This is a genomic window from Bacteroides nordii (genome assembly GCF_019930665.1).
GTDB lineage: Bacteria > Bacteroidota > Bacteroidia > Bacteroidales > Bacteroidaceae > Bacteroides > Bacteroides nordii.
Window position 1 is genome coordinate 1,123,259 of sequence record NZ_CP082886.1, and the last position, 22,930, is coordinate 1,146,188.

Here is a 22,930-nt window from a genome sequence, read left to right on the forward strand (position 1 = left end):
AGAATGAAAAGACGGGAATTCTTAAATATTGGTTTGTTGACTTTGGGTGGTGTATTGGTTGGAAGGAATTTTGCTTTTGCCGATGCACTTACTGAAACTCAGGAAGTGTTTCGGAGAGCCGATCCTGTGTCATCATATGATATGATCATAAATGGAGCCGGTTTATGTGGTTTTTTTATTGCTTTGGAAGCTGTAAAAAAAGGGTTGAAAGTATTAATTGTAGATAAACGTACTTCTCCGGGATTTGATATTGCAGCCAAAAGAAAACTTTGGTTATCAGCAGAAGGGCTTGAAGAGTGGGATAAGAGTCTGCTTGATCTTTTTTTTCCGACAGATGAACAGGAAGAGAGTTTGAACAATACTTTGGAATCTCCGCGCAAGAGTCGTTCCGGAAACGAACTTCTTTTGTTTGCCGGTAGTATAAAGAAGGGTATGCTTCGCTCTTTATTAGTTAACCAGGTGGATGTGTTGTTAATGAATGATGTCTGTGGTATATTAACGAATGACAGAAGTGAGACTTCCGGAGTGTTGGTTGCTTCCAAACATGGAGTTTTTTCTATTCCATGCAGGAGTTTTGTTGATGCTACTGATGGAGTTTTATTTACCCGGGAATTATTTGCTCAGAAATACCAGATACGTGAGGCCGGATTTGTTCTCGAAATGGATTCTGTTCACAAAAACTCACTTGGTAAACTACATTTATCAGGGCTTAATCTGTTAAATGATACTGTAAGTGTACATGCAGGTAAAAAGGACAAAGATCAATATTTCGTAGAATATCGGTTTGCTACGGAAGATAATGATTTAAGTCATATTGAACAACGGGCCCGCCTACTCTCAGCAATGGTAAGTAAGCAAATCCGGGAAGCGGACCCGGCTTTTTCTAAAGCACGGACACGATATGCCGCATTAGAATGTTCTTTAAATATTGAAGGGGAAATAGATTCTCGAAAGATAGGGATAAAGAACTACTACTATATGGAAAATTCATCGGAATTTTATACTTGTAAGACAGTTTGTGGTATAAAAGAACAGGCGAAATCTTTAGTAGAAAAAATCGAAAAATCACCTGATATGAATTCTGTCTCTCAGGTTTATTATATTGGAGGGAAAGCCGAGTGCAATGTAGTACCCGAATGTTATAAAGAAAATGGGTTTATGACTCCGTTATCTCCCTTTCCGGTAGATATTCTGAAGTTGGATAAACACAAAACTGTATTATTGGTGGCAGGAGCCGGAACGGCAGGTGCAATGGCTGCTCTTTCAGCTTCTCAAAAACAGATTCAGACAGTTGTAGTTGAATATTTTAATGAACTTGGGGGAACCAAAACAGTAGCAGGAGTAAATGGCTATTATCGAGGATATCAGGAACATAAGTTTATAAAAGAGTTAGAGCAAAAAATTAAGACTGTAGCTGCTGAAACGAATTTAGTGACAACTTTACCGCGGAGTTACTACTATTTGCAATCGCTTTTGGAACATAAATGCAAAATCATCAATGGTGCCATATTATGTGCGGCAGAAGTTGATAAGACTAAACTTAAAAGTGTAACGGTTTGCCAGAATGGCAGGCTATATAAGATTTTGGCCGAGTTGACTATTGATGCAACAGGCGATGGAGATGTTGCTTATTTTGCAGGAGAAAATTATAGTGTAGGAGATTCGCGGATGGGAATTACCCAGAATTATAGTCATTGGGACATTCCTTTTAAACCTAAAATAAAGGATTATAACCGTGATTATGATATTATTAATAACTGTGAGATACTGGAGACTCAACGTGGTTTGTATTTATCTCATTATGAATCTCATTTTTATGATTTTTATCCTATGTTGGCTATCCGTGAGTCGCGTAGAATAAATGCCGTGTACAATCTTAGTACCAGAGATATTATTTCCGATACATGTTATGAAGATACGATTGCACAGGCAAGGAGTGATTATGACCCTCATTATTTTTCAAGTTCAGAGTCATCACGTTGTGGTTTTATGTTGCCTCATTTTGATAATATGTCCATGGTGAATATTCCTTATAGATCGATTGTACCACGGAAAATTGATGGTTTATTGCTTTCCGGAAAATCAATCGGACAGTCATATAAGGCTTTACAATTTACGCGTATGTCTGCTGATATAACTGTATTGGGATATGTGACTGGCATGCTTGCTGCTCAGATTTTAAAAAAGAAATGTAATGTGCGTGAACTTGATGTAACTCCTGTACAAAAAGAGTTAATAGCAAGCTCTTATTTACCAGCAGATGCAACAGTTGCCAGAAAAGTAGATTTACAGGATATAGTGGATAAACTGAGTACGGGAGACGAAACGGTTTTATTTAAATGTTGCATGCAGGAAAAAAAACAGATTCTTCCTCTTTTGCAAGCCGCTTTCGAAAAGAGACCGGAAATATTTCTGGCAAAGGCATTAGCATGGTTTGGTGACACGTCGGGAAGTAACTATATTATTGATGAATTGAAGACACTCTATAGACAGGAACAGCAAGAAGGACATGCTTCGAGTTATTTTGAAAAATATGATGATAAGTTACTTTATTGGCAAATTAATAAAGACATAGCTTTGTTGGGAATGATGCCTGCCACAGAGGATGGCAATGAGATGATAAACTATATACTGGAAGAAACTAAGTCAGGAGGAGAAATGGTTGTATCCGATGATGCTTATACCAAGGGGCGTATTGATTTGCAATTAATCCCATATTATAACCGGATTGTGAATCTGTGTTTCTATCTGGAACGTAATCCGGATGTCAAGTTTATAGAGAATCTCGAGAAGCTGATGGATGATCCTAATATCAAAGGATATAAAACAAGCGAATACAATCAGACGCGCTGGCGAATATACGGAGCCAATTTGGAACTTTTATTAGCTGTTGCTGCTATCCGTTGCGGTTCAATGAAAGGAACCGAGTGTCTAATTAGCTATTTGGAAGATATCCACTCAAACTTCCGGTATTTTTCAAGAAATGAACTGTGTAGTGTTTACGGAAAAGACGGTGGGTATGATAGGGCTGCATGGCGTAAGTTGGTCAAGGATAAAAAGTCGCTCAAAGTATCACCCCTAAAGAAATCAATTGAAGTATAATAGACAAACTAATAAAAAACATGAAACGAATTATATGGGTGTTTTTTTTCACCTTGGTGGCTTTTCAGCTTTCGGCAAAGAAATTCTATCATATAGAATCACCGGATAAGATGCTCTCTCTGAAAGTGCATATTACTGATAAGGTGGAATATACAGTTTCTCATGGTGAGGATACCGTTTTGGAGAAATCACCGGTGTCTATGTCATTGACGGACGGAACTGGTTTTGGGGTGAATCCTGTTCTCAGGAAAGCCGAGATCAAGACGGTCAAAGAATACATAGACGCTCCAATTTATAAAAAGAAGGTCGTTGCGGATATTTACAATGGATTGCTCCTTAAATTCAGGGGAGATTATGCTCTGGAATTCCGGGTATATGATGATGGGGTAGCTTATCGGTTCATTTCTGAAAAGAAAGTGTCTTTTTGTGTACAAAATGAACAGGCTGTTTTCAATTTTCCGAAACAATCCAAGGCGTATGTGGCTTATGTCAGAGAGAATGGATACCATGCTGATAACAGAGGGAATAAAGGAACTTTTGAGGAGCAGTTTTTTAAGTCATTCGTGAATACGTACTCTTACATGAATTTATCAGACTGGAATCCGAAACGTCTTGCTTTTATGCCTTTATTGGTAGAACTGGGGCATGGAAAGAAGGTTTGCCTGACTGAAGCTGACTTATTGAACTATCCGGGTATGTATCTAAATAATTCAGGAGATTCTGATACTTTGGAAGGTGTTTTTGCTCCTTATCCCCGTACTGTGAAACAAGGGGGAGTTGAGAATATGCAGGAAGTTGTATTGACACGTGAAAACTATATAGCCAAGTGTGAAGGACGTACGAATTTTCCATGGCGTACTCTGATTGTTTCCGTAAAAGATGCTGAGTTGGCAAATAGTGATATGGTATATCGTCTTTCAACACCTAATCAGTTGGGAGATCTTTCTTGGATAAAGCCTGGTAAGGCTGCATGGGAGTGGTGGAATAGTTGTAGTCTTTATGGAGTAGATTTTATTGCTGGTATCAATAATGAAACTTATAAGTATTATATTCAGTTTGCAGCCGATAACAATTTAGAGTATATCGTCATAGATGCCGGATGGTATAAAGGTACTGATATCCTGGATGTGGTAGATGAACTGAATTTGAAAGAGCTGGTCGAATATGGAAGAGAGCGTAATGTCGGTATCGTCCTTTGGACGGGTTCTTACCCGTTTATGCAGGATATTGAAAAAGTCTGTAAGCACTATTCTGCGATTGGAATAAAGGGTTTTAAAATTGATTTTATGGATCGGGATGATCAGTCTATGGTTAATTTTCATTATAGTGCAGCAAAGACTGCCGCAAAATATAACCTTATCATTGATTTTCATGGGACTTATAAACCAACCGGATTGAACCGGACCTGTCCGAATGTATTGACTTTTGAAGCTGTTCAGGGGCTTGAACACATGAAATGGGCGGCTCCTAATGTCGATCAGGTCACTTATGATATGACTATGCCGTATATACGTATGGTTGCAGGTCCTTTGGATTATACTCAGGGCACAATGCGTAATGCGAGCAAGCAAAATTATCGTCCGGTGAACAGTGAACCTATGAGTCAGGGAACAAGATGTCGGCAGTTAGCTGAGTATGTTATTTTTGAATCTCCTTTCAGTATGCTTTGTGATTCACCTTCTGCTTATATGAAGGAAACGGAATGTACCGATTTTATTGCCGGAATTCCTGTTGTATGGGATACTACCCTCGCTTTGAATGGAGAAATAACGAAGTTTTTGACTTTGGCCCGTAAAAAAGAGAATGTTTGGTATGTCGCGTCGATTAATAACTGGGATATACGTAGCATAGAACTGGATTTGAGCTTTTTAGGTGAAGGCAACTTTAAGGCTGAGATATTTCGGGACGGATTAAATGCCGATAAAGTAGCGCGAGACTATAAACGGGAAGTAGTAGATATACCTTCTGAACGAAAGTTGTCGTTTACAATGGCTCCGGGTGGCGGATATATAATGAAAATATTTAAAGATTAGAAAGCCGGATGAGAGGAATTAATATTATTTCTATGTTAATTGGTTTTTGGGGATTTAACATATTTCCCATATTGGCACAAACACAAGTAAAACCGGAAAGTATCGATAATCTGATATGCTTCTGGAGTTTTATGGAAGAGAGTGGGACCGAAAGAATCTCTTCCGGACGTTGTCAATATGCCTTACGAGAAGGAACTCCTTTTATAGAAAGAGTAAAAGAGGGTGTTTTTGGTGAATATTCTGCCCGGATAAAAGAGGGAGAATGGTTTTATATACCTCGTGCTCAATGTCCTGCATTGAACATTCATGGAAAGGATGGAGAGGTGACTGTTGTTGCATGGATTAAGCGTGATGTGAAACAATACAGCCAATGTGAAGCGGTTGCCGGGATGTGGGATGAAACCCGGAAAAAGAGACAATATTGTTTGTTTCTGGATTTACGGATATGGGGCAGTAGTCAGCAAGCAGGAGGACATGTGTCCGGAACGGGAGGTGCTACCGAAGGATATAAATATTGTATGGACGCTGCGATTGGTAAAAGTAAGATTCCGTATTCCGAATGGGAATGTATCGGATTTACTTATGATACGAAAAAAGTCAGCGTTTATGTAAACGGATATCTGGATGTACGAAAAGAGCGTAATCCTTATCAGTATGATTTGGGATTATTTGACGGAGGTTATCAGGGAAGTGATTTTACGGTTGGTGCGGTCAACCGTTCCGGGGAAATGGGAAATTTTTTTGTGGGACAAATCGGTGGACTGGCTGTATATGACCGTGCTTTGACGAAGGAAGAAATGCGCTATTTATCTTCAAATATAAATAAATAATTATTATGATACGGAAAATTCAATTATTGTTGGTTATCTCTTTTTTTTATGGGGTTAATGTATGGAGTCAAGAGAAACTTCCGGTTTATCTGGATGATTCAAAGAGTATAGAACAACGGGTAGAAGATGCTTTGTCCCGGATGACTTTGGAAGAAAAAGTGGCTATGATTCATGCGCAGTCTAAATTCAGTACACCTGGTTGTCCGCGTTTGGGTATCCCGGAACTTTGGATGAGTGATGGTCCTCACGGAATAAGAGCAGAAATCAGTTGGGACAGTTGGGGGCATGCCGGTTGGACAAATGATTCTTGTACGGCATTTCCGGCGTTAACTTGTCTGGCGGCAACCTTTAACCCTGCATTATCATTAGAATATGGAAAAGCTATAGGAGAAGAAGCACGGTTTCGGAAAAAAGAAGTATTACTGGGACCAGGTGTGAATATTTACCGAACTCCATTGAATGGACGAAATTTTGAATATATGGGTGAAGATCCATATCTGGCTTCTCAAATGGTGGTTCCTTATATTCATGGAGTGCAACAGAATGGGGTATCAGCTTGTCTGAAACATTTTGCTGCTAATAATCAGGAACTTTGGCGTAAACGTATCAATGTTATAGTCAGTGAAAGAGCTTTGCGTGAAATTTATTTTCCCGCTTTTAAAGCAGGAGTCGAAAAGGGACATGTATGGTCTGTAATGGGGTCTTATAATAAATATGAGAATCAATATTGTACACACAACGACTGGCTGGTTAATAAGGTATTGAAAGGAGAGTGGGGATTCGATGGAGTGTTTGTATCCGACTGGGGAAGTACTCATGATACGGATGAGGCAGCATCCAATGGATTGGACATTGAAATGGGAACCCGTACCGATGGGTTGAATTATACAGAGAAAATGGCATATGATAATTATTATCTGGCAAAACCATATCTGGCAAAGTTACGGAACGGAGAGTTATCCATGAAGGATCTTAATGATAAAGTACGGCGTGTTTTAAGATTAAATTTCCGTACCAATATGAATCGTAATCGTGGTTATGGTAGTTTTAGTACTCCTGAACATCGTAACGTAGCACGTCGTATTGCCGAGGAAGGGATTGTTTTATTAAAGAATCAAGCGGATTTCTTTCCGATACCGGTCGGGAAGTATCAGAAGATAGCAGTGATTGGGGATAATGCAGTGCGTTCTTTGACTTTAGGAGGCGGTTCTTCCGAATTAAAAGTAAAAAAAGAAATATCTCCTTTAGAAGGATTGAAGGCACTTTATGGAGAGGATAAAATTATTTATTCTGTCGGGTATACTTCCGGACCCAGTAAGTTCCATCCGCATCTGTTACCTCAACAGAAGGCTGATTCGTTAATTCAGGCAGCAGTCAATGTAGCGAAAGATGCGGATATTGTATTGTACTTTGGTGGATTGAATAAAAATCTGTATCAGGATTGTGAAGAGGTAGATCGTTTGGATTATAATCTACCTTATAGACAGGATGAGTTGCTAACAGCACTCTTGAATGTCAATAAGAATGTCGGTGTAATAATAATCAGTGGCAATGCAGTAGCCATGCCCTGGATTAATAAAGTTCCGGCATTGATTCAATCGTGGTATCTTGGTTCGGAAGCCGGTCATGCCATTGCTGATGTGATAGCAGGAAACGTAATTCCAACAGGCAAGTTACCTTTCAGTATACCTGAGAAATTGGTAGATAACGGCGCTCATTATTATGGGCAGAAGTCTTATCCCGGTGATACACTGAATGTGGTTTATCAGGAAGATATCTTGGTTGGATATCGTTGGCATGATACTAAAAGAATTCCGGCATTATTTCCATTCGGTTATGGCTTGTCTTATACCACTTTTGAATATGGAAAAGTAACAACCGATAAGAAGGAATATTTTTCGGGTGATACAGTCCGAATCTGTTTTACTTTGACTAATACGGGTAAATCGGAAGGATCAGAAGTTGTTCAGTTATATGTAGGACAGAATAAGCCTTCTGTTTTACGTCCGGTGAAGGAATTGAAAGCGTTTGATAAAATAAGGCTTCTTCCCGGAGAAAGTAAGGAAGTATCTCTTGCAATACCAGTGAAAGAATTTGCCTATTTCGATGATGTTAGAAAGGCCTGGGTTGTAGAACCAGATTACTATACTTTATATTGTGGTGCTTCTTCAAGGGATATAAAGAGTATAATAAAGATAAAAGTAAGGCAATGAAATTTCTTGTATGTTTTATCGGGCTGTTGCTTGGGTTAGGAAATAAAGCCGATGCGCAGCAATGTGCTTCTATGGCAGATATAAAAAAAGTGCATGATTTCATTGCGGCTTCATGGAATAAAACGGTCCGTTTCAGCCCTGAAGATACGGGAACCCTGATTGGATTACCATATCGTTATACCGTTCCGAGCATGAATGACTCTTTTCAGGAAATGTACTATTGGGATACTTTTTTTACGGGGGAAGGATTGATAGCAGATGGTTATGGTGATTTGGCTCAGTCGAATGTAGAGAATATGCTTTATATGGTTGAGCGCTATGGGAAGATGTTGAACGGAAACCGGACTTTTTTTGAAAACCGTTCTCAACCCCCATATCTGAGCAAGATGATAGAACATATTTATCTGAAGACTCATGATAAAGAATGGTTGAAAAAAGTACTTCCAGGTTTGAAAAAAGAATATTTCTTTTGGATGACACGACGTCTCACTCCTATTGGATTGAACCGATATTCAAATGAAGCAACCACTTCTGATAAAAAGAGAATCCTTTCTGTTTTACAAAGGCGTTTGGGTGATGGCTTTCGTGATAAAATAGAACGAATGAGTGATGGAGAACGTATGGAAGTGGCCTCTCACTATATTGCTGAGTGTGAATCCGGATGGGATTTCAGTCCCCGCTTTCAGACACGTTGTGAACATTTTTGTCCGATAGACTTGAATGCCAACCTTTATGGATATGAAAAGAACTTTGAATTTTTTGCAAAAGAATTAGGTTTTGGAGAAGAAGCACGGCAATGGCACCAGAAAGCGGAGCAACGTAAGGCATTGATACGGAAATATTGTAGGGATGAGAATAGCGGACTCTATTATGATTATGATTTTTTCAATGAGAAGCGTTCCGATGTTCTTTCGGCAGCTGTATTCAGCCTTTTATTTAATGGAGTTTTGTCCGATGAAGAGGCGCGTCGGCTGATTCCTGCGATATTATGTCTATTGGAGTTCAGGTATGGTATATCTGCATGTGAGAATAAAGAGTATGGGATTGTTTATCAATGGTCGTATCCTAATGGGTGGGCACCACTGAATTATCTGGCAGTAAATGGGCTCGATCGATATGGTTATAAGGAAGAAGCATTCCGTATTGCCCGAAAATATCAAATGGCTGTTGTGAATATTTATAAGGCAACGGGTAATCTATGGGAGAAATATAATGTGAATGAAGGTAATGTGAATGTTACAAACGAGTATAAGCTGCCTGCAATGCTTGGTTGGACAGCCGGAACATTTGTCTGGGTTTCCCAATATTTAGCTTCAGACAAATGATGATCGGGATGATTTGCCCGGATTGATTACAAAAGCCTTTATTGTTTGTAATACATATATAAAGGGAAAAACACTTTAAAGATTTATCCAAAATGAAACACGCTTTATTATTTTTGGTTGGGTTACTATTTTCTTCTTTTTGTCAGGGGACGATTGATGAAAGGTATCTGGACCCGTCACTTCCGATAGATAAACGAGTACGTATTCTGATGCGGCAAATGACGTTGGAAGAGAAGGTTGCTCAATTGTGCCAGTACGTAGGATTACAATACGGACGCAAAGACAAACCGATTGCATTTGAAAGCACCGATCCGGATACTCTTATTCGGAGTTTGTTGGAATCCAATGGGATAGCCCGAAATATATCTTTGGGTAAAGTAGGGGCATGTTTACATGTATATAGTGTTGAAGAAGCGAATATCCTGCAGATGATAGCCCGAAAGAGCCGTCTGAGAATTCCTTTATTGATAGCTATCGATGCCATTCATGGAAATTGTATGCATAGAGGTTGTACGGTTTACCCTACTTCCATTGGAATGGCTTCTTCTTTTAACCCGGTTTTGCTGAAAGAAATAGGTCGGCAAACTGCTGTTGAAATGCGCTCTTCAGGAGTACACTGGACTTTTAACCCTAATATTGAATTGGCTCGTGATGCCCGTTGGGGGCGTGTAGGAGAGACCTTTGGAGAGGATACTTATCTGGTGACACAGATGGGGACGGCACTGATTCTCGGATTACAGGGAGAGAATGGTTTTGATGGTTCCGGAGTATTGGCTTGTGCCAAGCATTTTGTAGGTGGAGGAGAACCTGCCGGTGGAATCAATGCTGCACCTATGGATATGTCTGAACAGAAATTACGCGATTTGTATTTGTCCCCTTTTGCCGAGGCTATCAATAAAGCTTATGTGGCTACGGTTATGCCGGCTCACAATGAATTGAATGGCGTTCCTTGTCATGCCAATCATTATCTGTTACAAGAAATTCTGCGAAATGAATTAGGCTTTCAAGGATTTGTGATAAGTGACTGGATGGATATCGAACGTTTGCATGAGATGCATCATTATGCTCCTTCCCAAGAAGAAGCGTTTCGTATGGCCGTGAAAGCAGGAGTTGATATGCACATGCAGGGAGATGGCTTCTTGGAAGCGATTATAGAGGCAGTCAGGAATAAATATATTCCGGAAACAAGAATAGATTTAGCAGTTTATAAAATCTTAGAGGCTAAATTCCGGTTGGGATTGTTTGAGAATCCGTTGGTTGATATTCCGGCTTCCCGTTCTCTTATCTATACAGAGGATCATCAGGCTACTGCATTAGAAGCAGCAAGACAATCAATTGTTTTGTTGAAGAATGATGATTGTTTACTTCCGTTGAAACAAGAGCGGTATAAAAAGATTCTTGTTACAGGACCCAATGCCAATAGTCCGACGATAATGGGAGATTGGACTACGCGACAGCCGGAAGAAAATGTGATAACTGTGTTGGCAGGAATACAACAACAGGTACCGGATGCTGTAATTGATACGGTTTGTTTTTCCAATAAAATAAGGAAAATGGATCGTTCATTGATTAAGACTGCTGCACAGAAAGCTGTTGAAGCGGATATTAATATTGTCGTGGTAGGAGAGAATTCTGAACGGTATAACAGTGATCGTACTTGTGGAGAAAATTGTGACCGTGATAATCTGGAATTACCTACTCATCAACAGGAATTATTGGAAGCTGTATATGCTTCGGGTAAACCTGTTATTTTGGTTCTTCTTAATGGGCGACCATTGAGTGTTACATGGGCACAGCAACATATACCGGCCATTGTCGAGGCTTGGGAACCCGGAGGAATGGGTGGACAGGCTATAGCCGAAATATTGTTCGGAAAGGTTAATCCAAGCGGAAAGTTACCCATCACTTTTCCCCGCAGCGTCGGGCAGATTCAGACTGTATACAACCATAAAGCATCTCAATATTCCCGTAAATTCGCATTGACTACTACCGGCCCATTATATCATTTCGGATATGGGCTTAGTTACACAACATTTGAATATGGAAATCCGGTTTTGTCAAAAGATACCATACATACCAATGAAGCAGTTACCGTATCTTTTGAATTAGCCAATACAGGTCTTTGTCAGGGTACGGAGATTGCTCAACTGTATATACAGGATGAGTATGGAACGGTTACTCGTCCGGTGAAGGAGTTGAAAGGGTTTCAGCGAATAACTTTAAACCCGGGAGAAAAGAAACGGGTGAGTTTCTTAATCACTCCTGATAAGTTAGCTTTTTTTACGTCGAGAAAGAAATATGAGGTTGAACCTGGTAGTTTTAAAATAATGGTGGGAGCCTCTTCGCGGGAGCAAGACTTAAAAACTGTTTCATTAATGGTCAAATGATAATAACTTAAACAATTATTATATGAAGAAATATGCAAAATCTATATGGGTATGGATCATTTGGGGGATATTCCTTCCGGTATGTCATGCTCAGGAGTGTCTTACAAAGTTTCCCGAAGAATGTAATCCGGAACGGATTGGTTTAAAACTTGCCGAACGTTTTTTGGCGAGTGGGCATATGAGTCCGAGATTAATATCCTATCCGGAAGTCTGTACCTGGTATGGAGCTTTGAGATTTGCTGATGTGACGAATAATAAGGAATTACAAGATCGTTTGGAAGCACGTTTTCAACCACTTTATACGACAGAAAAACATTTATTTCCAAAGAAGAATCATGTTGATTTTAATATGTTTGGTAGTCTCCCTCTTGAATTGTATAATTTGACGAAAAATGTGAAATACTACGATTTAGGTATATCTTACGCCGATGCACAATGGGAACTTCCGGAAGATGCTACTCCTGAACAAAGAGCTTATGCCGCGAGGGGGCTTTCCTGGCAGACACGTATGTGGATTGATGATATGTATATGATTACCATTTTACAGTCAAAAGCTTATCAGGTGACGGGTGATTCTAAATACATGGATCGTGCTGCCAAAGAGATGGTAGCCTATTTAGATAGCATTCAGCAGCCTAATGGTCTGTTTTATCATGCTCCGGATGTTCCGTTTTATTGGGCACGTGGTAATGGTTGGTTTGCTGTAGGCCTGGCTGAGATGTTGTCTTATTTACCTGAAAAACATCCTGATAGGCCCCGGATTCTGAAAGGATACCTGAAGATGATGGAAACGCTAAAGAATTATCAGAATCCCCAGGGTACATGGTATCAGCTGATTGATAAGCCGGATATCTGGGTTGAAACATCGGGTTCAGCCATGTTCGTATATGCTATGATCCAAGGTGTAAGAAATGGTTGGTTGGATGTAAACGTGTATGGGAGTGTGGCTCGTAAAGGTTGGACCGGGCTGGTTCCTTACATCAATGCCGACGGGGATGTAACTGAAGTATGTAAAGGTACAGGTAAGAAGAATGATGAACAGTATTATTACGATCGTCCTCGTATTGTTGGTGATTTTCATGGTCAGGCACCTATGCTATGGTGTGCATACTCTTTGACTGAAGTAAACAGATAAGAATTTATTTTACTTTTTTATCTGCTATTCTAAGTAATATCTTTCTAATTACAATTTAATTCGTTGATTATGAAATTATTAAAGGTAGAGTGTTTGTTGATGCTTTTTTGTTTTACTACAGGACTGTCTGCTTGCGGAGGAGATGAAGATGAACCGATCAAGAATGATGTTCCTATACCGGAACTTTATGGACCTAAGCATGGTACGGGGTGGGTGGAACATACGTATGATTATTATATTCAAAAGCCCTGGAATTTAAATCTGGAAGAGAGATACACGTATGATAAAGAGAATGACGAACATACATTTAAAATAATCAAGGGGGATGAACCTTTTAAGCAAGGTGATCATACTTCTCCCCGTTGTGAACTCCGTATGCGAAATGATTATACAGAAGGCAATCATCAATTTGAAGCCGATTATTATGTAGTGGAAGGAACACATCGTACCGCAGTGATGCAAATATTTGGTTATCCTGTTGCTATTAATATTAAAGCTTATGAAGAGAATGGAGGAACATTGAAGTGGCATGATTCTCATGATATTGTTTCTCCTGTCTACAATAAGTGGGTACATCTGAATGTAGTGCATATGTTTACAGAACGTCAGATTTATGTTTATGTGGATGGTAAATTAATCCGTTCTTTTAGAGTGAAGGAAGATGCTCCTTCTTATTATTTTAAATGTGGGGTTTATTCAACGGTAAGTGAAGTAAGCGAGGTAAAAATAAAGAATATCAAATATTATTTCAAACCATAATAGAGGTAATTAAACTGTATAAATAAGAAGATGATGAAAATGATTGTTGTGAGATTTTTGTTGCTTGTGCTGGGATGTGTAATCGTACCGAATAATATGTGGGGATTTGAGTTAGTGAGTACATCTACTCCGCTGACGGTATATCATTCACAGAATGAGGCCGATGTAGTTCATACTGCTGTAAATTTATTTATTGATGATATGGAAGCCGTGTCCGGACAACTACCGGTAAAGACTGATTTGTTGAGGAATGCCCGGCTTCTGATTGGGACTTTGGGGCAAGAATCTTCTTTTGACTGCTATTTGTCCGACTGGAATATTCCCACAGATGATATTGCAGGTAAATGGGAAGCTTTTAAAATAAAAGTAGTGGAACGAAAAGACGTACAATATTTACTTGTATTAGGAAGTGATGCTCGTGGGACAGCCTATGGAGTTTTAGAGCTATCACGTATTATGGGTGTTTCTCCCTGGTATTGGTGGGCTGATGTATCTATTGAGAAGCGTAAATCGTGTGTACTTCCTGCCGGATATGAAAATGTACAGTCTCCTTCGGTTCAGTTTCGAGGTTTCTTTATTAATGACGAAGATTGGGGATTAGTTCCCTGGAGTACGAAAAATTTTGATCCTCAACCTCATACTACACTTGGGACAAAAACGTATGAAAAAGTTTTTGAATTATTGCTTCGTTTGCGGGCAAACACTTTATGGCCGGCAATGCATGGTTGTTCCACTCCTTTTTACTTTATCGACGGTGCCAGAGAGATGGCTGATAAATATGGCATCGTAATGGGGACTTCCCATTGTGAGCCATTGATGCGAAACACAAATGGTGAATGGGATAAAACCCGGAGAGAAGCATATAATTATGTGACTAACAAGGAAGAAGTACAAACCTTTTGGATGGAACGTCTGAATGAGTTGAAGCATTCGGAAAATATATATACTATCGGGATGCGTGGAGTTCATGATGGTAAAATGCAGGGTACCGGGAGCTTGGACGAACAGACACAGGTATTGTCCCAGGTGATAGCTGACCAGAGAACTTTGCTTACTCAATCTTTGGAAACCGATATTACCCGGATTCCTCAGGCTTTCATGCCCTATAAAGAGGTGCTTGATATATATAATAACGGTCTTAAAGTACCGGAAGATGTAACGATTGTGTGGTGTGATGATAATTATGGTTATATAACCCGGCTGAATGATAAAGAAGAACAAAAAAGAAAGGGAGGGGCCGGCATCTATTATCACATTTCTTATTTTGGAAAACCCCATGATTATTTGTGGTTATACAGTACGCAACCGGCATTAATATATAAAGAAATGCGACAAGCCTGGGATTATGGAGTACGTAAGTTGTGGATATTAAATGTCGGTGATATAAAACCAGCCGAATATGGTATCGAATTTTTTCTTGATATGGCATGGAATATTAATAGTATCTGTCCAAATACAATTTCGGAACATATGACTCAATGGTTGAATCGTGAGTTCGGAAAGTCACTGGCCGGGCCATTGACAAAAGTCTTTGAAGAGTATTTTCATTTGGCAGGTATTCGTAAACCGGAATTTATGGGCTGGAGCAAAGTACAGGAGTATCAAAAAGCTAAACGTAAAGGGGGAATGACCGAAGTGCAGGATAGCGAATTTAATCCTTTTATGTTTGGAGACGAGCTTCAAAGTAGAGTGGACTGTTATGAAACTATGGTGCAATCCGTACTTGCATGTGCCGAACAGGTCCCTTTATCCCGTAAAGATGCTTACTTTGAACTGGTACAATATCCGGTTCTTGCTGCATCGGCAATGAATCGTAAACATTTGTATGCTCAAAAAGCCCGTTTATTTGCAACATATTACTATCCGGCGGCCAATGAATATACCCGTAAAAGCCGTGAAGCATACAATGAAATAGCAGCTTTGACAAGGACATATAATAAAGATATTCAGAATGGGAAATGGGATGGAATGATGGACATGGCTCCTCGTAAACTACCTGTTTTTGAAGCGCCGCTCTTACCGGATGAAGTAAAGAGGAATCATTTGCTTCCGGCAGAAATCTGGATGGATGGGTACATAGGACCTTTGGTGCCGGATAGGGTAACAGAACTTCCTCTATGGAGTTTGGGACGGGATACAGAGTTACTTTTTTCCTTATTCAGCCGGGGAAACCGGAAGATTGACTGGAAAGTCATTGAACAACCGGTATGGCTGGATATTATAGAGAAAGAGCGGGATTTACTATATGAAAAGACTCTGGCATTGAAGGTGAAAGAGGAGAAAGTACAACTATTGAAAAACACAAAGCAGAAATTCCGTTTACAGGTGGACGGGCAAACTTATGATTTTAACATATCGTTTGCTCGGTTACCTGACGGAGTAAAAGCTGAGACACGGGGAATGATTGCATGGAATGCGTCGGATTACAACGGAGAACCGGATGCTCAAATAATAAAAGGACTTGGACACAGCCAGTCGGCCGTACTGCTTCCAAAAGGTAGAACATTGACTTACGAAGTGTATACTGCATCTTCTGGTAACGCAGTATTGCGTACTGCTTTATTGCCCGGACATGCTGTAAATGGAGGTCATCTCCGATATTCGGTTTCTGTGGATGAACTACCTTCCCGGATTGTAACCTATGATGCTGTAATAGGGACCGAAGAGTGGAAAACAAATGTTCTGAGAGAGCAAACCTTGAAAGAAACCTTCTTTCAGCTTGATACTCCCGGAAGACACATCATTCGTATCAAGGCATTGGATAATGATGTAGTTATTGATCAATTAATGTTAGATTTTGATGTGGAACGAAAATTTTATCAGTTTCCTGTCAGATAGAGTGCTAAATACAAATTTAAAATAATGAACGATGAAAAGAAGAACTTACCGTACTCATCTGATTGGTTGTATTTTGATGGGATGTGTGCTTTTGTTGGGGATTATTTCTTGTGGGAATGATGATAATACTTTGGACGAAACAGGCCTGGAGGACTCTGTATTGCCCGAAGTTGATTGGGAACACGATTCTTTTAAAATACTTAAAGGAGTAAATATTAGTGGTTGGTTGTCACAAACTTCTACGCGGAAAGTGGGAGTAGATGCTTTCTTTACTAAAAAAGATGCGCAGAAGTTGGCAGGCTGGGGATTCGACCATATCCGTTTACCGGTAGACGAGGTTGAGATCTTCACGGAAAAGGGGGAATGGAAAGAAAAAGAACGTAGACTGATTCATAAAGCTATTGAGTGGTGTAAAGATTTGAATATGCGTGTTATTCTTGACCTTCATATTCTTCGTTCTCATTATTTTAATGATACGGAAAATATGACTTTGTGGAGTAGTAAAGCTGAGCAGGATAAACTATCCGATATGTGGAAAAAACTGTCTGCTGAGTTTAATCAATACCCCAACAGCCTTTTGGCATATGAACTTCTGAATGAATCGGTTCCGGATACTCCCGGACAATGGAATAAACTGTCTTCCCGGTTGATTAATGAATTGCGCGTATTGGAACCGGATCGGATGATTGTGCTTGATGCAAGTAGCCATAGTTCGATAGGGGCATTGAGTACACTTGAAATTCCCCGGAGTGATCCGAATATTATACTTTCAGTACATTTTTATACTCCTCATTTATTAACGCACTATCAGGCAGGATGGTGGCCGGCATTAAAACGATTGACTATCAAATTACATTATCCGGGACAATTGGTATCCCGTCAAGATGTGGATACCATCCGGGACTCTGAAAATCTTCGGGTCGTAAATTATTATAATGAATATTATGACAAGGCTGTTTTGACGGAAAAGATACAAATCGCATTGGATAAATCGAAAGAAACCGGATTACAGATACATATTGGCGAAGTGGGCTGTATAGAGAATACAGATCCTACGGTAAGACTGAACTGGATGAGTGATGTGGCAGCCATCTGTAAAGAACATAATGTTGCATTTTCCGTATGGGGATATAAAGCCGGATTTGGTATAATGAATGATAACGGTACGGCTAAAGACCAACGTGTGATAGATGTATTAACCCAATAAATAAGGAAGAGTAAACGAAGATAGTAGATTTATATACTTTCTCACTACAATTGAATAATACTCTGCCGATATTCGTCTCTAGGTATTAGCCAGACAACACCCGGATGTTTTATATAACAACACCCGGATGTTGTTGTGCAAAACATCCGGATGTTGTGAGGGTAAAGAAGTATACTTTTGTATAGTAAGATTATGTATAATCGATTACTACATATATAGGATTATAATTGATTAAAGTATATACTTGTTAGATTCGAACTATTAAGCTATTTTTTCGAATATCTGAAAAATAACTGTTAGATAGTGATTACATTTATATCCTTTGTTTGTAATATAGATATAAAAGGCCTGTCTACTATTAGAACACGCACCTTCTTAAAATAACGATATAGTGTTGCAACCTCTATTATATTTAAAAATTGTTCTTTTATTTAATCATTAAATTTATTATGAAAAAAGAAATTACACTTTTGGCTATTTCAATGTTTGTAGCGACGGGGATTAACGCACAGCAGGAATTAACAGTAACTCATACCACGGCAGGGGCCATGGAAGCTGAAATAAATGCGGCTTTAGGAACTACCGGAGCAGAAGAGATTCAGACTTTGATCATTAATGGAGATGCCAATGTAACTTATGAAGATTGTTCGGCAATTGCAGCAAAGTTTCCTACTATTTCTCTTAAAAAGTTGGATTTAAGTACTGCTAAATTTGAAAATGACAGTACTCCTGGTAATAAAGAAGGAGCAAGTGTAGGAGCATTTGATATAAAAGGTAACGGAATGCAGGTAGAAGAAGTGGTATTACCGGCTGGTTTAAAGGTTATTGGTCCACGTACTTTCCGGAAATTTAGTAAGATGAAGAAAATTAATTTGCCTAATACTTTGGTTAAATTGGGAGAGGGATGTTTTACAGGTTGTGGTAGTCTCGATCTGGAAAAATTACCTGAAGGTCTGAAGACGATTGAAGGATATACTTTTTATCAGGCTTATGCTATGAAATCATTGGAGGAGCTACCGGCAGGATTGGAGGGAGTGCTTGGAGCTCTGTCTTTTGCTCAGACCTCTGTGGCAATCTCTTATATTCCGGAGGGTATTACAGAGATTGGAAGTTCTGCTTTTAATGCTAATACCCGGCCTGTTTCATTAACTTCATTAACGATGTATGAGAAGTTAGCAAAAATAGGTTCCAATGCATTTAAGAATCAGAAAATGCTGAATGATATTGAGTTAAATCGCATGACTCCTCCGGAGACAACAGCAGATGCCTTTACTGGTATAGAATTGGGAAAAGTGATTTTATATATCCCTAAAGGTTCCAGAGCTGCTTATGAAGCTGTGGCACCGTGGAATCAAATGGATATTTATGATGTTTTGGAACCACCTACGGGAATTGAAAATACAGAAATTACTGCTATTGGTATATATCCGAATCCTGTGGTGAACACAATTTCTATTTCTATTCAGGATGCTGCTATGATAAAAAGTATAAAAATAATAGACTTGGCAGGAACTGTGGTGAAAAACTTGCATCCTGAGGGAACACTTACTTTTGATGTTTCCGATTTGGTAAATGGTATGTATTTTCTGCAATTAAACGATGATACTACAGTTAAGTTTATAAAGAAATAAATTAGTTTTTTGGGGGTAAACAGATTCATACTAACGGCTTCATAATAAAAGTGAAGCCGTTAGCTACTATCTTTTTGCTTTTAATTTTATCTCTTTTTATTATACAAAGTATGAAAATAAAAAAAATAATCTCTCTGTTTTTTATCTTCTCTGTTTCGGCCACTTTACTTGCACAAAACTATCCGGTTACGCTTAGGGTAGTTGATAAGACATTCGGAGTACGAACAAGTAATGATATCAGTCTGGATGAGAAGAATATAGTTGCCGGTTTGAGTGAGGAACTGAAGTTTCAGGGACAAGGAGGAGGAAAATGGTATTATCCTCTGTTTAAAATGCCGGGAACTACAGGAGAAGTGGTGAAGAATGATACTGCCTGGATTTGGCAGGCTACGATTCAGGCTCCTGTAGGTGAACATTCCTGGCGGCCATGTATGAAGTCGGCAGGTTATAATAGTTTGAACAAAGTGGTTGCTTACTACGGAGAGAAAGATGAGCTGACTTTTAATGTAGATGCTTCGGGGAAAGTGACCGGGACAACTGAAATAACGATTCGGGATGAAAAATATCCTGTAGTATTGAAAGTTATTGATAAGAGCAAAGGGAAAAGGACGAATGCTGGTGCTTTCAGTGAAGAGAATATTTATTTAGTAGGAGGAAAGCCTAATGAGCCGGCTAATGCACGTACAAACCTGCAAAATGAATTTGTGCTTCATAACGCAATACCCAATTTTTCGGATGATAAATTTGATTTTAGTTCCGGAGTGAATATCGGAGTGTGGCTCTCGCAGACGAGTAACCGGGGAGGAAGTGCAATTAATTACTTTAAGAAAACAGATCTAAAAAAATTGGCAGATATGGGATATGATCATATACGATTGCCTGTTGATGAAAAAGAAGTTTTTGATACAGATTTGAACTTTAATCCGGAAACCCAGCAGCTTATTCACGATGCTATAGCATGGTGCAAGGAATATAATATGCGTATTATATTAGATATGCATATTACCCGCTCGCACTATTTCAATGATGATAAGAACTCTATTATATTATGGAAAGAACAGGCGGAACAGGATAAACTGGTTAATATTTGGGATAAACTGTCACAGGAATTCGGACATTATCCGATTGGTTTGTTAGCGTACGAACTTCTGAATGAAGCCAACGCACCGAATGCTGATGTGTGGAATAATTTGTCGGCGCGAATTATTGCCAAGATACGTGAACGCGAACCGGATCGTTATTTAATAGTAGGAGGCATCAGTCACAATTCGGCCAGTGCATTGTCTACATTAACTCTTCCTGAAAACGATAAGAAGTTAATCCTTGCTTTTCATTTTTATTCACCGCACCTGCTTACTCATTATCAGGCCAGTTGGATGGATGGTTTGAAAGATTTGGTTATTCCTTTACATTATCCGGGGCAACTTGTTATTAAAAAGGATGTGGATGCTATTAAAAATGAGAAACATAAGAGTGTGGTGAATTATTATAATGGTTTTTATAATAAATCTATTTTGAAGCAACAGATGCAAGTTGCCATAAATCGTGCAACTGAATTAGGGTTGAAGCTGTATTGTTCTGAATATGGTTGTATCAGCAATACGAATAAAGAAGTTAAACAAAGGTGGATACATGATGTGGCAGAAATTTTTCGGGAGAATGACATTGCATTTTCTATTTGGGGGTGGAAAGCTAATTTTGGTATATTGGATAATAGTGGGAATATCCGGGATCAACGGGTGATTGATGAAACGACCCGTGGACGAGGTACTAAATTCAATTTATTTCCTTCTACAGGGCATGTCATCGAAAAAAATGATACAGCGTGGATTTGGTCCGCAGAAATAGAAGCACGCACCGGATGTTATTCATGGACTCCTTGTGCTTATTCTACCGGGAAGTCAATTAATGAAAGTATTTATCAATATGATACGGGTGAAGCTAATGGAGCATTACAGTTTGCCGTAGGTTTGGATGGTGCAGTGTCAGGTAACACGACTTTGATTATTCCGGATGGTGGTAGTGAGACTTCACTTTCTAATGTAAAATATCCGGAGGAGATTAGAGTATCCCCCGTTATATTTTCCGAGTTTGTTTCGATAAAAGGGGTTCAGAATAATGTTAAGATGTATACTTTATCTGGTATAAAAATTCTGGAAAAAGAAACTTGTTCCGATATTGATATCAACACCTCTCATTTTGCCAAAGGATTTTATATTCTGATTGTTGACGGAAAATACAGTTATAAGTTAAGTAAACTGGACTGATATATGAGAAAAGAAATTTTGGCACTGTTGTTCATTGCGATTTTGATGGGTTGCACTGGGAAAGATGAAATGGATGCAGTTATTGAGAAAGGGCTGTCTGTTTCTGTAGAACAATCTAAATTAATGGCAAAATCCATATGGGAACAAAAGACTTTATTGCCGAGAACACTTGATAAAGAAGGAAAACTCATCACATCGGACTCGAAGTGGTGGACCAGTGGCTTTTTTCCGGGAGTACTTTGGTATCTGTATGAGGCAACGGGTGATACTCTTTTGAAAGAGTATGCTTGTGATTATACTTCCCGGGTGGAAAAGGAGAAGTATAATAAGGGAAATCATGATGTAGGGTTTATGCTGTATTGTAGTTTTGGTAATGGATATCGTCTGACTGGTAATGAAAAATACAAACAGGTGTTATTAAAAGGTGCGGAATCTTTGTCTACCCGTTATAAGGATCATATCGGAGTCATTCGTTCGTGGGATTTTAATAGGGCGGTATGGCAGTATCCGGTTATTATCGATAATATGATGAATCTGGAATTGCTTGAGTGGGCTTCAAAAAAATCAGATAATTCGCGTTTTGCCGCAATAGCCCGTTCTCATGCGGATGTGACTTTGAAAAATCATTTTCGGCCGGATTATAGTTGCTGGCATGTGGTATCTTATGATACTATCACCGGACAACCGGAAAAGAAGCATACCCGGCAAGGTTATTCTCACGAATCTTCCTGGTCGAGGGGAGAAGCCTGGGCTTTATATGGTTATGTTATGATGTATAGAGAAACGCAACAAAAGCATTATTTGGCGCATGCGAAGAAAGTTGCAAATTACATTTTAACTCATCCGCGTATGCCCGAAGATGGTATTCCATATTGGGATTATGATGCTCCTGATATACCGGATACTTATCGTGATGCTTCTGCCGGAGCTATAATGGCTTCTGCTTTCATTGAGTTAAGCACGATGATTCAGGGTGAACTGTCCCGGAAATGTCTTATGATGGCTGAGACACAATTGAAAACACTTACTTCTCCCGAATACCTGGCAGAGCCGGGTACGAACGGCAACTTTATCTTAAAACACTCGGTCGGGAGTTTGATGGAACACTCTGAAGTCGATGTTCCTCTCACTTATGCTGATTATTATTATGTTGAGGCCTTATTGCGCTACCGGAAAGTAAAGTCCGAATAGATTTATAAAACC

Annotated in this window: 13 protein-coding genes; all 13 read left to right on the top strand. The window is 39.2% G+C overall.

Features of this window, described 5'->3' with window-relative positions; translation table 11 throughout:
- The first annotated feature begins 3 nt into the window (after positions 1–3).
- Positions 4–3,102 (top strand): FAD-dependent oxidoreductase, encoded by a 3,099-nt coding sequence (locus K8P02_RS04260; protein ID WP_122201920.1) that lies wholly within the window; start codon positions 4–6, stop codon positions 3,100–3,102.
- Positions 3,103–3,122: 20 nt separating this feature from the next.
- Entirely contained in the window at positions 3,123–5,135 is a 2,013-nt protein-coding gene (locus K8P02_RS04265; protein WP_122201921.1) for a glycoside hydrolase family 97 protein, read from the top strand.
- An 8-nt stretch (positions 5,136–5,143) separates the two neighbouring features.
- On the top strand, positions 5,144–5,965 hold the full coding sequence (locus tag K8P02_RS04270; RefSeq protein ID WP_002561807.1) for a LamG-like jellyroll fold domain-containing protein: 822 nt from the start codon (positions 5,144–5,146) through the stop codon (positions 5,963–5,965).
- A 5-nt stretch (positions 5,966–5,970) separates the two neighbouring features.
- Positions 5,971–8,178, top strand: a complete 2,208-nt coding sequence (locus tag K8P02_RS04275) for a glycoside hydrolase family 3 C-terminal domain-containing protein (protein WP_002561806.1) — start codon at positions 5,971–5,973, stop codon at positions 8,176–8,178.
- Entirely contained in the window at positions 8,175–9,503 is a 1,329-nt protein-coding gene (locus K8P02_RS04280; RefSeq protein ID WP_223382048.1) for a trehalase family glycosidase, read from the top strand. The genes K8P02_RS04275 and K8P02_RS04280 overlap by 4 nt, the downstream gene beginning before the upstream one ends.
- A 92-nt stretch (positions 9,504–9,595) precedes the next feature.
- Positions 9,596–11,890 (top strand): glycoside hydrolase family 3 N-terminal domain-containing protein, encoded by a 2,295-nt coding sequence (locus K8P02_RS04285; RefSeq protein WP_025867990.1) that lies wholly within the window; start codon positions 9,596–9,598, stop codon positions 11,888–11,890.
- A 22-nt stretch (positions 11,891–11,912) separates the two neighbouring features.
- Entirely contained in the window at positions 11,913–13,025 is a 1,113-nt protein-coding gene (locus K8P02_RS04290; protein ID WP_025867989.1) for a glycoside hydrolase family 88/105 protein, read from the top strand.
- A gap of 69 nt (positions 13,026–13,094) precedes the next feature.
- A complete protein-coding gene (locus K8P02_RS04295) occupies positions 13,095–13,784 on the top strand; it encodes a polysaccharide lyase family 7 protein (protein WP_002561802.1) in 690 nt (229 codons plus the stop codon).
- A gap of 30 nt (positions 13,785–13,814) precedes the next feature.
- Entirely contained in the window at positions 13,815–16,622 is a 2,808-nt protein-coding gene (locus tag K8P02_RS04300) for a glycosyl hydrolase 115 family protein (protein WP_223382049.1), read from the top strand.
- 31 nt (positions 16,623–16,653) lie between these two features.
- Entirely contained in the window at positions 16,654–17,829 is a 1,176-nt protein-coding gene (locus tag K8P02_RS04305; protein WP_223382051.1) for a glycoside hydrolase family 5 protein, read from the top strand.
- Between the two features lie 449 nt (positions 17,830–18,278).
- Entirely contained in the window at positions 18,279–19,460 is a 1,182-nt protein-coding gene (locus K8P02_RS04310) for a leucine-rich repeat domain-containing protein (protein WP_223382053.1), read from the top strand.
- Between the two features lie 110 nt (positions 19,461–19,570).
- The gene (locus K8P02_RS04315) at positions 19,571–21,727 is read left to right on the top strand and encodes a cellulase family glycosylhydrolase (protein ID WP_025868124.1); all 2,157 of its coding nucleotides are present in this window, start codon (positions 19,571–19,573) and stop codon (positions 21,725–21,727) included.
- A 3-nt stretch (positions 21,728–21,730) separates the two neighbouring features.
- Positions 21,731–22,918: a glycoside hydrolase family 88 protein gene (locus K8P02_RS04320; protein ID WP_025868125.1), complete on the top strand. Its 1,188-nt coding sequence runs from the start codon at positions 21,731–21,733 to the stop codon at positions 22,916–22,918.
- The last annotated feature ends 12 nt before the right edge of the window (positions 22,919–22,930 follow it).

Excerpts from the sequence above, each read along its gene's own strand:
- K8P02_RS04260 (WP_122201920.1), top strand. The coding sequence starts at position 4 with ATGAAAAGACGGGAATTCTTAAATATTGGTTTGTTGACTTTGGGTGGT.
- K8P02_RS04265 (WP_122201921.1), top strand. The coding sequence starts at position 3,123 with ATGAAACGAATTATATGGGTGTTTTTTTTCACCTTGGTGGCTTTTCAG.
- K8P02_RS04270 (WP_002561807.1), top strand. The coding sequence starts at position 5,144 with ATGAGAGGAATTAATATTATTTCTATGTTAATTGGTTTTTGGGGATTT.
- K8P02_RS04275 (WP_002561806.1), top strand. The coding sequence starts at position 5,971 with ATGATACGGAAAATTCAATTATTGTTGGTTATCTCTTTTTTTTATGGG.
- K8P02_RS04280 (WP_223382048.1), top strand. The coding sequence starts at position 8,175 with ATGAAATTTCTTGTATGTTTTATCGGGCTGTTGCTTGGGTTAGGAAAT.
- K8P02_RS04285 (WP_025867990.1), top strand. The coding sequence starts at position 9,596 with ATGAAACACGCTTTATTATTTTTGGTTGGGTTACTATTTTCTTCTTTT.
- K8P02_RS04290 (WP_025867989.1), top strand. The coding sequence starts at position 11,913 with ATGAAGAAATATGCAAAATCTATATGGGTATGGATCATTTGGGGGATA.
- K8P02_RS04295 (WP_002561802.1), top strand. The coding sequence starts at position 13,095 with ATGAAATTATTAAAGGTAGAGTGTTTGTTGATGCTTTTTTGTTTTACT.
- K8P02_RS04300 (WP_223382049.1), top strand. The coding sequence starts at position 13,815 with ATGATGAAAATGATTGTTGTGAGATTTTTGTTGCTTGTGCTGGGATGT.
- K8P02_RS04305 (WP_223382051.1), top strand. The coding sequence starts at position 16,654 with ATGAAAAGAAGAACTTACCGTACTCATCTGATTGGTTGTATTTTGATG.
- K8P02_RS04310 (WP_223382053.1), top strand. The coding sequence starts at position 18,279 with ATGAAAAAAGAAATTACACTTTTGGCTATTTCAATGTTTGTAGCGACG.
- K8P02_RS04315 (WP_025868124.1), top strand. The coding sequence starts at position 19,571 with ATGAAAATAAAAAAAATAATCTCTCTGTTTTTTATCTTCTCTGTTTCG.
- K8P02_RS04320 (WP_025868125.1), top strand. The coding sequence starts at position 21,731 with ATGAGAAAAGAAATTTTGGCACTGTTGTTCATTGCGATTTTGATGGGT.